This window comes from Variovorax sp. NFACC27 (genome assembly GCF_048301545.1).
GTDB lineage: Bacteria > Pseudomonadota > Gammaproteobacteria > Burkholderiales > Burkholderiaceae_C > Variovorax > Variovorax gossypii.
In genome coordinates this window covers 5,780,070-5,791,481 of the sequence record NZ_CP157613.1, presented here as the reverse complement: position 1 = coordinate 5,791,481, position 11,412 = coordinate 5,780,070, and the positions used below count along the sequence as shown (strand labels likewise).

Sequence of the window (11,412 nt, the reverse complement as noted above, 5' to 3'; positions counted from 1 at the left end):
CCGCATTATCGAAGACGCGCGAAGGCAAAAAAAAGGCCTCATCCGAGGATGAGGCCCTGAATTGGATCCGTGAGGACCCAAGGAGACAACTGGTGGTGGTCGGTTGCTTAGCGCTTGCGCGAAGCGGTAGCGGTCTTCGCAGCGGCGACGGCTTGGGTCGACACGGCGTTGAAGTTGGCTTCGGCGACGTCCGACGCTTGCTTGACGGCCTTCTGGACCGATTCGAAAGCGTTGTTGGCGGCAGCCACGGCGCTCTTCAGGACGGCAACGGCGGTTTCCGAACCGGCGGGAGCGTTCTTGGAAGCGCTGTCGACCAGGCCGACGAAGGCTTGCTGGGCTTCGGTCGCCTTGGCTTCGAAGGCCTTGGTGAATTCGGCGCCGGTGCCTTGGGCGATGTCGTACAGGTGACGGCTGTAGGCGGCGGTCTTCTCGGCCAGGGGCTGGAACAGGCTGGCTTGCAGCGTCAGCAGTTCTTGCGCGTCCTTCACGCTCAGGGCGGCCTGGGCGGTGTTCTGGGCTTCGGCCAGGGCGGCCTTCGAGGCGGTCACGTTCAGTTCGACGAGCTTCTCGACGCCTTCGAAAGCCTTGGTGGTCAGGCCGAAGAGGGTTTCGAGGTTTGCTTTTTGAGCGGCGAGGATTTGGTCAGCGGTCAGGGCCATTTGAGATCTCCAAGAAGGGATGGTGGGTGGTCGGTTCACGTTGCGCTGTCTCGCCGTCAATGTTGCGGTGCAGCATGGGCTCAAGTATAGGCAGCTGGGTTTTGCGATCAAGGGGTTTTTGTTGCTCCGCAGCAATTTAGAAGCCGTCATCTAAATTCGGCTGCCGGGCCGGTCTCCAAGGTGGCTTTCCACCTCGGGAGCCGCTGGCAAAATGCCGCGCGATGAGCGCCCCGACCACCAAACCCACCCCCCATGCGCGCAGCGGCTATCGCGCATTCCGCAGCATTCCGACGCGCTGGGCCGACAACGACATGTACGGCCACGTCAACAACGTCGTCTACTACAGCTGGTTCGACACGGCGGTGAATGCGCTGCTGATCGAGCGCGGCGCGCTCGACATCCACCAGGGCCAGACCATCGGCTTCGTGGTGGAGACGCAGTGCAACTACTTCGCGCCGATCGCGTTCCCGCAGACGGTGGAGGCGGGCGTGCGGGTCGCCCAGGCGGGGCGGTCGAGCGTCAGGTACGAAATCGCGCTCTTCGCCGAGGGCTCCGATACCGCCGCGGCCCAGGGCCACTTCATCCACGTCTACGTGGACCGCGCCACGCAGCGCCCGGTGCAGCTGCCCGAGGCGCTGCAGCAGGTGGTCGATTCGCTTAAGGCCTGATCGGGCCGCCCGCCCGTTTCCGGGCTCCAACGAAAGACGGCGCCCGAGGGCGCCGTCGATGCTGCGAATGCCCGGAAGACCGTTACATGGTCTTCTTCATGGCCTTGATCTCGGCCTTGCCCTGGGCTTCGTCAGCCTTGGCCTGCTTCTCGCAAGCGGTCTTGGCTTCACCCTTCTGGTCGTCGCACTTTTCCTTCGCGACTTCATAGGTGGCCTTCACCTTTTCCTCGGCCACCTTGCGGGCGTGGCTGTCGCTGGGCTGGTATTGCTGCTCGAGTTCGGCCTTGGCGACATCTTCCTTGCCCTTGGCTTCCTTCATGCAGACGTCCTTGGCGTTGTCCTTCATGGTGCCGCACTGGGTCTTGGCGACCTTGTAGTCGGCCTCGATCTTTTCCTTGGCGACCTTGTATTCGTCCTTGGTCATGGCACTGGCCTGCGTCGCGATGAAACAGGTGGAGGCGAGGGCCAGCATGAGAAGGTGCTTTTTCATGGGATGTTCTCCTTCGGGGGATTGGATGGATCGGATCGGATTCGGCAGGGGAGAAGTCCGGCGGCGCTCAGTAGCGCTCGAACCAGAGCGCGTCCGGCGAGCGGCCGTCGCGCGATTCCCAGTCCTTGACCTGCTTCTCGGCTTCGTCGCGGCTGATGCCGTGGCGCTCCTGGATGCGGCCGAGCAGCTGGTCGCGCTTGCCGGCGATGACGTCGAAGTCGTCGTCGGTCAGCTTCCCCCACTGCTCCTTGACCTTGCCCTTGAGCTGCTTCCAGTTGCCTTCGATGGTGTCCTTGTTCATGCGAATCTCCTTTGAGGCTGTTGACTCGGCGGGGCTTCGTCCGCCGCCGTGAAATCACTGTCGCCCGGGGTATTCGCCCTGCCGGTAGGACGTGCTGTCCGGCCCCCGTAGGCAGAGGCCGACGCGCGCCGTGATAATCGAACGGCCGCCGAAAGATTGAGACAACGCGCCCAGCACCATGATCATTCACAGCCTGCTCGACACCGACCTCTACAAGTTCACGATGATGCAGGTGGTCCTGCATCACTTCCCGGGCGCCAGGGTCGAGTACCGCTTCAAGTGCCGCAACCCGGGTGTCGACCTCGCCCAGTTCGCCGGGCAGATCCGCGAAGAGGTGCGGGGCCTGTGTTCGCTGCAGTTCCGCGACGCCGAACTGGCCTACCTGCGCTCCATGCGCTTCATCAAGAGCGACTTCGTCGACTTCCTGGGGCTCTTCCGGCTCAACGAGAAGTACATCAACATCATTCCCCAGCCCTCGGGCGAGCTCGAGATCCGCATCAAGGGGCCGTGGCTGCACACCATCCTGTTCGAGATCCCGGTGCTGGCCATCGTCAACGAGGTCTATTTCCGCAACACGCAGAAGAACCCCAACTTCCAGGAAGGCCGCCGCCGGCTCGAGACCAAGATCGCCCAGCTGCAGGAAGCCGGCCTCGGCGACCTGAAGATCGCCGACTACGGCACGCGCCGCCGCTTCTCCAAGGACTGGCACGAGGAAGTGCTGCGCACCGCGGCCGCCCGCCTCGGCGCCGTCACCTCGCCGCCGGTGCAGGCGCCGCCCGGCGCCCGGCTGCCGCAGCTGGCGGGCACCAGCAACGTGCTGTACGCCATGAAGCTCGGCATGATCCCGCTGGGCACCATGGCGCACGAGTACCTGCAGGCCTGCCAGGCGCTCGGCCCGCGGCTGCGCGACAGCCAGATCTTCGGTTTCGAGAGCTGGGCTCGCGAGTACCGCGGCGACCTGGGCATCGCGCTGTCCGACGTGTACGGCATGAGCGCCTTCCTGCGCGACTTCGACCTGTACTTCTGCAAGCTCTTCGACGGCGCCCGCCACGACAGCGGAGACCCCTTCGTCTGGGGCGAGCGCATGCTGGCGCACTACATCGCCAACCGGGTCGATCCGCGCACCAAGACGCTGATCTTCAGCGACGGCCTCACGGTGCCGCGCACCATCGAGCTCTACCAGCAGTTCCGCGGCCGCTGCCAGCTGGCCTTCGGCATCGGCACCAATCTCACCAACGACCTGGGCTACGAGCCGCTGCAGATCGTCATCAAGATGATCGAGTGCAACGGCCAGCCGGTGGCCAAGCTGTCGGACACGCCGTCCAAGAACATGTGCGAGGACGAGAAATACCTGGCCTACCTGCGCCAGGTCTTCGAGATCGAACAACCCCCGGCGTGAAGGCTGTACTGACCTGTCTGGTACGGTACGGCCTCCCCATGCAAAAAAAGACCCGACCGAAGGCGGCCGCGCTGCCGTTGCTGTTCCTGTTCCCCGCCCTGGCTTCGGCCGCCGAGTTCGACGGCGCCAGCCTCTCTCCGCTGTGGGGCGTGCCGTTCGCGGGCATCCTGCTGTCGATCGCGCTGCTGCCGCTGCTGGCGCCGGCGTTCTGGCACCACCACTACGGCAAGGTCTCAGCCGCCTGGGCGCTGGCCTTCCTGGTGCCCTTCGCGGCGGCCTTCGGCGTGCGGTTCGCCGGCGTGCAGTTCGTGCACGCGCTGGTGGCCGAATACATCCCGTTCATCATCCTGCTGACCGCGCTCTTCACGGTGGCGGGCGGCATCCACATCCGCGGCAACCTGCGCGGCGCGCCGGGGCTGAACACGGCGATCCTCGCCATCGGCGCGGTGCTCGCGAGCTTCATGGGCACCACTGGTGCGTCGATGCTGCTGATCCGGCCGCTGATCCGCGCCAACGACAACCGCGTGCACAAGGTGCACGTGATCGTGTTCTTCATCTTCATCGTGTCGAACGCGGGCGGCGCGCTCACGCCGCTGGGCGATCCGCCGCTGTTCCTCGGCTTCCTGAAGGGCGTGGGCTTCTTCTGGACCGCGCAGAACATCCTGTTCGAAACGCTCTTCATCCTGGCCGTGCTGCTCGCGCTCTTCTACGCGGTCGACCGCCACTACTACCGCAAGGAAGGCGTGCTGCCCTTCGACCCCACGCCCGACACGCCGGGCATCGGCTTCGACGGCGCCGCCAACTTCTGGCTGCTGGGCGGGGTGGTCGCGCTGGTGCTGCTCAGCGGCTTCTGGAAGTCGCCCGTGGTCTTCGATGTGTTCGGTACCGAGGTCGGCCTGCCGGGGCTGGTGCGTGACGTGGGGCTGGCGGTGATCGCTGTGGTCTCGTACAAGCTCACTTCGCCCAAGGTGCATGCCGACAACCAGTTCGAATGGGGCCCGATGGCCGAGGTGGCCAAGCTGTTCGCGGGCATCTTCCTGACCATCATCCCGGTGATCGCGATGCTCAAGGCGGGCACGCAGGGGCCGTTCGGCGCCATCGTCTCGGCCGTGACGCGCGCCGATGGCCAGCCCGACCCGGCGATGTACTTCTGGGCCACCGGCGTGCTGAGCTCCTTCCTGGACAACGCGCCGACCTACCTGGTGTTCTTCAATACCGCGGGCGGCGACCCGGCGGCGCTGATGACCACCTACGCGAGCACGCTGGCCGCCATCTCGGCCGGCGCCGTGTTCATGGGCGCCAACACCTACATCGGCAACGCGCCCAACCTCATGGTCAAGGCCATCGCCGAAAGCCGCGGCGTGCGCATGCCGAGCTTCTTCGGCTACATGGCGTGGTCCGTCGTCATCCTGGTTCCGCTGTTCGTCCTTTCCACCTTCCTCTTCTTCCGCTGAGAGACAAATCATGAGCAAGCCCAAGATCCTGGTCGCGCGCGCGATCTTTCCCGAGACCATCGAGCGCCTGTCGCAGCAGTTCGAGGTCGAGTCGAACCAGTCGGACGAGAGCTGGAGCAAGGAGCAGCTGATCGCGAAGCTGCAGGGCAAGCAGGGCGCCTTCACCACCGGCAGCGAGCGCATCGACGCCGCGGTGCTCGACGCCTGCCCCGACCTGAAGATCTGCGCCAACATGGCCGTGGGCTACAACAATTTCGACGTCGACGCGATGGCCGCGCGCGGCGTGCTGGGCACCAACGCGCCCGACGTGCTGACCGAGACCACGGCCGATTTCGGCTTCGCGCTGCTGATGGCCACGGCCCGCCGCATCGCCGAGAGCGAACACTTCCTGCGCGCGGGCAAGTGGCAGAAGTGGAGCTTCGACATGTTCGCGGGCTCCGACATCCACGGTTCCACGCTCGGCATCATCGGCATGGGCCGCATCGGGCAGGGCATCGCCAGGCGCGGCGCGCACGGCTTCGGCATGAAGGTGGTCTATCACAACCGCTCCAGGCTCGACGCCGCGCTCGAGGCCGAATGCAAGGCCAGCTACGTGGGCAAGGAAGAGCTGCTGAAGACGGCCGACCACGTGGTGCTGGTGGTGCCTTACTCGCCGGCCTCGCACCACACCATCGGCGCGGCCGAGATCGCGCTGATGAAGCCGACCGCCACGCTCATCAACATCGCGCGCGGCGGCATCGTCGACGACGCGGCGCTGGCCGTGGCTCTGCGCGAGAAGCGCATCGCCGCCGCCGGCCTGGACGTGTTCGAGGGCGAGCCCAAGGTACATCCCGACCTGCTGACCGTGCCCAACGTGGTGCTGACGCCGCACATCGCCAGCGCCACCGTGCCCACGCGCCGCGCCATGGCCGACCTCGCGGCCGACAACCTCATCGCGTACTTCGGCGGCAAGGGCCCGCTGACGCCCGTGACACCGGTTCCGGCGGCCAGCAAGTAAGCAGAGAGGCAGCACCGCAACCTTGGACGCCTCGCTGATCCTCGTCGGACTGGCCGTGCTCGCGGCCATCCAGCTCGTGCTGGTGATCTGGCTGCTGGCCCGCCGGCAGCCTCCGCCCGACCTCAGCGAGGTGTCGCGCATGCTGGCCACGCTGGGCGCGGCCAACGAGCGCACCGAGCGCGAACTGCGTCGCGAGATCGCTGAAAGCTCGCGCGGCGCCCGGCAGGAGACCTCGCAGGCCTTCGCCACTTTCCAGCAGGCGCTGGTGCAGCAGGGCGCCGAAGCCACGCGCACGCAGAACGCCCAGCTCGACGCCTTCGCGCTGCAGCTCGCATCGCTGCAGAAGACGCTGGCCGACACGCTCAACAACCAGCTGCAGGGCCTCAGCGAAGCGAACGCGCGACGCCTGTCGGAAGTGCGCGCCACCATGGAGGCACAGCTCGCGCAGCTGCAGCAGACCAATGCCGCCAAGCTCGACGAGATGCGCAAGACCGTCGACGAGAAGCTGCAGAGCACCCTCGAGGCCCGCCTGGGCGAGAGCTTCCGGCAGGTGGCCGACCGGCTGGAGCAGGTGCACAAGGGCCTGGGCGAGATGCAGACGCTGGCCGTGGGCGTCGGCAGCCTGCAGCGCGTGCTGACCAACGTGAAGACGCGCGGCATGTTCGGCGAAGTGCAGCTCGAGGCGCTGCTCGAGCAGGTGCTCACGCCCGAGCAGTACGCCCGGCAGATCGAGACCAAGCCGCGCAGCGGGCAGCGCGTGGATTTCGCCATCCGCTTCCCGGGCCGCGGCGACGACGGCGCGCCGGTGTGGCTGCCCATCGACGCCAAGTTTCCGCGCGACGACTACGAGCGACTCATCGACGCGCACGAACGCGCCGACGCCGCGGGCGCCGATCTGGCCGCCAAGGCGCTCGAAGCGCGCATCCGCACCGAGGCCAAGTCGATCGCCGACAACTACCTCGCGGCGCCGCACACGACCGATTTCGCGATCCTGTTCCTGCCGGTGGAAAGCCTCTATGCGGAAGTGCTGCGCCGGCCCGGCCTGATGGACGCGCTGCAGCGCCAGCACCGCGTGACGCTGGCCGGCCCGACCACCTTGCTCGCGATGCTCAACAGCCTGCACATGGGCTTCCGCACGCTGGCGCTGGAGCGCCAGGCCTCCGAGGTCTGGAAGGTGCTGGGCGCGGTGAAGACCGAATTCGAGCGCTACGGCGAATGGGTCGCCCGCATCAAGGAACAGGTGGCCAAGGCTTCCGACACCATCGACAAGGCCGACACGCGCGCCCGACAGATGCGCCTGGCGCTGCGCAAGGTCGAGGCACTGCCCGAGGCGCAGGTCCAGGCGCTGCTGCCGCCCACCACCTCCGGCACCGAAGCCGACAACAACGAGAAAGAAGAGGGCGAAAACTCCCCGTGAAAGGTTCCGAACTGCTGCGTGTCATCGGCGCCCAGGTGTGCCTGCACGCGACCATGGCCGGCATGCGGCTCGCCACGCCGCTGCTGGCACTTCAACAGGGGTACAGCGCGGCCGCGGTGGGCGTGCTGATCTCATTGTTCGCGCTGACCCAGGTTTTCCTCGCTTTGCCGGCCGGGCGCTTTGCCGACCGGTATGGCTTCAAGCGGCCGCTCTGGCTTTCGGTGATCGCTGCGGTCGTCGGCGCCGGGCTGGTGGTGATCTTCCCGGTGTTCCCGGTGATGTGCCTCGCGGCGCTGCTGACCGGCGGCGCAACCGGCGCGACGGTGATCGCGCTGCAGCGGCACGTGGGCCGCTCGGCCACCAACGCGACGCAGCTCAAGCGCGTGTTCAGCTGGCTCGCCATCGCGCCGGCCGTGGCCAACTTCGTCGGGCCGTTCCTGGCGGGGATGCTGATCGACCACGCGGGCCGCACGCCCGCCGACATGCTCGCGTTCCGTATTTCCTTCGGCGTGATGGCGGCGCTGCCCATTCTTTGCTGGATGCTCGCGCGCGGCGCGCACGAGTCGCCGCCCGCTCCGCCCGTGGCGGGCGCCAAGCCGACGCGCGCCTGGGAACTGCTGCGCGAGCCGATGTTCCGCCGGCTGCTCTTCGTGAACTGGCTGCAGTCGTCGAGCTGGGACGTGCACGCCTTCGTGCTGCCCATCCTCGGGCACGACCGGGGCATCAGCGCTTCGGTGATCGGCTCGATCCTCGGCGCCTTCGCCATCGCGGCGGCGGTGATCCGCGTGATCCTGCCGGTGATCGCCTCGCGCGCTTCGGAGCGCAACGTGATCCTGATCTCGACGGCGGTCACGGCGCTGGTGTTCGCGGTCTATCCGCTGCTGGACTCGGCCTGGACCATGGGCATCTGCTCGGTGGTGCTCGGCTTCGCGCTGGGCGCGGTGCAGCCGATGGTGATGAGCATGCTGCACCAGATCACGCCGCATACGCGGCACGGCGAGGCGCTGGGCCTGCGGCTGATGACCATCAACGCGTCGAGCGTGGCGATGCCGATGCTGTTCGGCTCGCTCGGCGCGCTGATCGGCATCGCCGGCGTGTTCTGGGTAGTGGGGGGCGTCGTGGCTCTCGGGGCGAGGGCGACCTGGGGGCTGAAGGTTTGACCGGAGCGTGAAATCCACGTTTCAAATAAGAGTAATTCTCATTTGATTGACAATTTACTGACTCAAAGTCAGTATCGGCGCCTTCCTCAACGACCTTGAAGGCGTCCATGGACTCCCTTGTTCAGGCCCAGGCAGCGGCCGACCCGCGCCGCCGCCTGGCGCTGGTTGCCGCGGTGTATCTCGGCAGCTTCATCGCCACGCTCGACGTGAGCATCGTCAACGTCGCGCTGCCCACGCTGCAGCGCGCGTTGTCCACCGACCTCGCCGGCCTGCAGTGGGTGATCGACATCTATGCGCTGTGCCTCTCGGCCTTCATGCTGTCGGCCGGGCCGCTGGGCGATCGCTACGGCCGCAAGCGCGCATGGCTGGCCGGCGTGGCCGTGTTTACCCTCGGCTCGGCGATGTGCGCGATGGCCGGCAGCCTGCCGACGCTGCTGGCGGGCAGGGCGGTGCAGGGAGTGGCCGGCGCGCTGATGATCCCGGGTGCGCTGTCGCTGCTGGCGCATGCGTTTCCGGACCCGGCCGAGCGGGCGCGGGTCATCGGCGGGTGGTCGTCCTTCACGGCGCTGTCGCTGATCCTCGGGCCGCTGCTCGGCGGGCTGCTGGTGGACCACGCGGGCTGGCAGAGCATCTTCCTCATCAACATCCCGATCGGCGTGCTGACGGTGGGGCTGGGCCTCTGGGGCATCCGGGAGACGTCGCACCCCGAGCATGCGGCGCTCGACCCGGTCGGGCAGGTGCTCAGCGTGCTGTGGCTGGGGGCGCTGACCTACGGGTTGATCGCCGCCGGCGAGCATGGATGGGGCTCGTTGCATGCGGCGAGCGCGCTGGTTGCGGCGGCCGTCGGCCTGGTGCTGTTCCTGATGGTGGAGGCGCGCGTGGCGCGGCCGCTGCTGCCCCTGGGGCTGTTCCGCGACGCGCGCTTCTCGGCCGCCAACTTCGCTTCGTTCGTGCTCGGGTTCTCGGCGTATGCCAGCCTGTTCTTCTTCTCGCTGTTCCTGCAGCAGGTGCAGGGCTGGTCGCCCAGCGACACCGGCTGGCGGCTGGTGCCGCAGTTCGTCGCGACCGGCATCGTGGCCTCGCAGTTCGGCCGCCTGGCGAGACGCTTCGACGTGCACGCGCTGATGATCGCCGGCTACGGCCTCATCGGCGGCGCGATGCTGCTGCTGACGCTGTTCTCCGCCGGCACGCCCTACGTCTTCCTGGCGTTGCTGTTCGTGTTCCTCGGCGCGGGCACCGGCCTGGCCGTGCCGGCGACGAGCACTGCCGTGATGGCGCTGGTGCCGGCGCAGCGCTCCGGCATGGCCTCGGCCACGATGAACGCGCTGCGCCAGGCCGGCATGCTGATCGGCATCGCGCTGCTCGGCACGCTGATGAGCACGCGCGCCACCTCGCTGCTGGCCGACGCGCTGGCGCAGGCCGGGCTTCACGACGCCCGGCAGGCGGCGGTTGCCGCGGTCGGACGGCACGACCTGGGTGCGCTGGCCTCGCTCGATGCAACCACCGCTCGCGATCTCCTGGCCGCAGCGCTGGCCGGCGGCTTCCATGCCGCCATGGCCTGCGCCGGCCTCGTCGGCCTGCTGGCCGCAGGGCTGCTTGTCAGCGTGCGGCCTCGCGCCGCCGCCTTGCCCGTCCGCACGACCTGAGGCTCCGTTCCGCCATGCCCGCCGCCCGTGTGCCGGTGGTGCGCTTCCGCGCGCGCCTTCGTTCGGTTTTTTCCAAGGAGCTTTCCATGATCCATCACGAACTCAGTCAATGGCCTCTCGTCATCAGCGTTTCAGCGGGGCTTCAGACACTCGACGGCATGCGCGCCTTCACCGACGACTGGAACCGCTGGCTCGACCGCGGCGAACCCTTCGCGTCCCTGCGGGTGTTCGCGGACGCCGACGCGCTGGTCCATCCCGAGGGCAGCGCCCAGAGCGCCAAGCAGTGGCTGCAGGAGCGCGGGGCCGACATCCGCAGCCATATGATGGGCATGGCGAGCGTGGTGCCCGCCGACCAGTACGAGAAAATGCGCAAGATGAATGTCGAGAAACTCTTCGGCGTGCCCGCCAGCACCTTCGCCGATGCCGACGATGCACTCGTGTGGCTCGGCGAGCGCGTGATGGAGCCGCGTGGCCTGCGTTTCGACCTTGCCGCCGTGCGCGCGGCGATCCGCTCGGCCCGCGCGGCCGTGACGGCTGCTTCCTGAGGCTGCAGATGGCGAAGAGCGACGGCACTGCCACGACTCCCACGTCCCCCGAAGGCGAGGCTGCGCCGCGCCGTCGCACCAAGGCCCCCGAGACACGCGCCGGCGCGCTGATGGATGCCGCCGAGCGCCTCTTCATCGAGAAGGGCATCGCCACCACCAGCATCGACGAGATCGCGGCCGGTGCGCAGGTGGCCAAGGGCACCTTCTATCTGTACTTTCCGTCGAAGGAGGCGCTGCTCGGCGCGCTGCAGCAGCGCTTCGTCGACAGCTTCTGCGCGCGGCTGCAGGAGGCCATGGATCGCCATCGGCCAGACAACTACCACGCGCGCCTGAAGGCCTGGGTGGAAACGGGCCTGGAGACCTACCTCGACAACGTCGCGCTGCACGACGTGGTGTTCCACGAATACAGGCCAGAAGACCGCCGCATGCGCAACGACAACGCGGTCATCACGCAGCTGGTCACGCTGCTGAAGCAGGGCGACGGCGCCGGCTTCTGGGACGTGGAGGATCCGACCCTCACGGCCGTGATCCTCTTCAATGCGCTGCACGGCGTGGCCGACGACTCGGTGGCGATGGGCCAGACCGGCGCGGCGGAGCGCAAGCGCCGCGCGCGGGCGCTCACGAAGTTCCTGGAGCAGGCGCTGCATCCCGCCGAGGACGACAGCGCCGACTGACC

The 11,412-nt window shown here is 67.6% G+C and carries 12 protein-coding genes; 9 read left to right on the top strand and 3 right to left on the bottom strand.

The genetic code is table 11. From position 1 onward, the window contains the following. Positions 1-107 precede the first annotated feature (107 nt). Positions 108-659, bottom strand: coding sequence for a phasin family protein (locus tag ABL840_RS27240; protein WP_093203441.1), 552 nt, complete (start codon positions 657-659; stop codon positions 108-110). 221 nt (positions 660-880) lie between these two features. Between ABL840_RS27240 and ABL840_RS27235 the strand changes: the two genes are divergently transcribed. Continuing rightward, on the top strand, positions 881-1,327 hold the full coding sequence (locus tag ABL840_RS27235; protein WP_093303620.1) for an acyl-CoA thioesterase: 447 nt from the start codon (positions 881-883) through the stop codon (positions 1,325-1,327). An 82-nt stretch (positions 1,328-1,409) separates the two neighbouring features. On the opposite strand, the gene ABL840_RS27230 is transcribed toward ABL840_RS27235, so the two are convergent. Both ABL840_RS27230 and ABL840_RS27225 read right to left on the bottom strand, forming a co-directional pair. Next, positions 1,410-1,817, bottom strand: coding sequence for a hypothetical protein (locus tag ABL840_RS27230; RefSeq protein ID WP_093203438.1), 408 nt, complete (start codon positions 1,815-1,817; stop codon positions 1,410-1,412). A gap of 67 nt (positions 1,818-1,884) precedes the next feature. Then, a complete protein-coding gene (locus ABL840_RS27225) occupies positions 1,885-2,118 on the bottom strand; it encodes a CsbD family protein (protein WP_093303623.1) in 234 nt (77 codons plus the stop codon). A gap of 178 nt (positions 2,119-2,296) precedes the next feature. On the opposite strand from ABL840_RS27225, the gene pncB reads away from it, so the two are divergent. The 8 genes from pncB to ABL840_RS27185 all read left to right on the top strand — a co-directional run bounded on the left by pncB (position 2,297) and on the right by ABL840_RS27185 (position 11,410). Next, positions 2,297-3,517 (top strand): nicotinate phosphoribosyltransferase, encoded by a 1,221-nt coding sequence (gene pncB, locus ABL840_RS27220; RefSeq protein WP_093203434.1) that lies wholly within the window; start codon positions 2,297-2,299, stop codon positions 3,515-3,517. A gap of 38 nt (positions 3,518-3,555) precedes the next feature. After that, the gene (locus ABL840_RS27215) at positions 3,556-4,971 is read left to right on the top strand and encodes a sodium:proton antiporter (RefSeq protein ID WP_093303626.1); all 1,416 of its coding nucleotides are present in this window, start codon (positions 3,556-3,558) and stop codon (positions 4,969-4,971) included. A gap of 10 nt (positions 4,972-4,981) precedes the next feature. Continuing rightward, positions 4,982-5,968, top strand: coding sequence for a 2-hydroxyacid dehydrogenase (locus tag ABL840_RS27210; RefSeq protein WP_093303629.1), 987 nt, complete (start codon positions 4,982-4,984; stop codon positions 5,966-5,968). 22 nt (positions 5,969-5,990) lie between these two features. Then, complete coding sequence (locus ABL840_RS27205; RefSeq protein ID WP_093303631.1) at positions 5,991-7,385, top strand: DNA recombination protein RmuC; 1,395 nt, start codon at positions 5,991-5,993, stop codon at positions 7,383-7,385. Next, a complete protein-coding gene (locus ABL840_RS27200; RefSeq protein ID WP_093203428.1) occupies positions 7,382-8,545 on the top strand; it encodes an MFS transporter in 1,164 nt (387 codons plus the stop codon). Before ABL840_RS27205 ends, ABL840_RS27200 begins: the two co-directional genes overlap by 4 nt. A gap of 107 nt (positions 8,546-8,652) precedes the next feature. Further along, the gene (locus ABL840_RS27195; RefSeq protein ID WP_093303633.1) at positions 8,653-10,191 is read left to right on the top strand and encodes an MFS transporter; all 1,539 of its coding nucleotides are present in this window, start codon (positions 8,653-8,655) and stop codon (positions 10,189-10,191) included. 86 nt (positions 10,192-10,277) lie between these two features. Further along, positions 10,278-10,736, top strand: coding sequence for a hypothetical protein (locus tag ABL840_RS27190; RefSeq protein WP_093303636.1), 459 nt, complete (start codon positions 10,278-10,280; stop codon positions 10,734-10,736). A gap of 8 nt (positions 10,737-10,744) precedes the next feature. Continuing rightward, on the top strand, positions 10,745-11,410 hold the full coding sequence (locus tag ABL840_RS27185) for a TetR/AcrR family transcriptional regulator (RefSeq protein WP_093303638.1): 666 nt from the start codon (positions 10,745-10,747) through the stop codon (positions 11,408-11,410). The last annotated feature ends 2 nt before the right edge of the window (positions 11,411-11,412 follow it).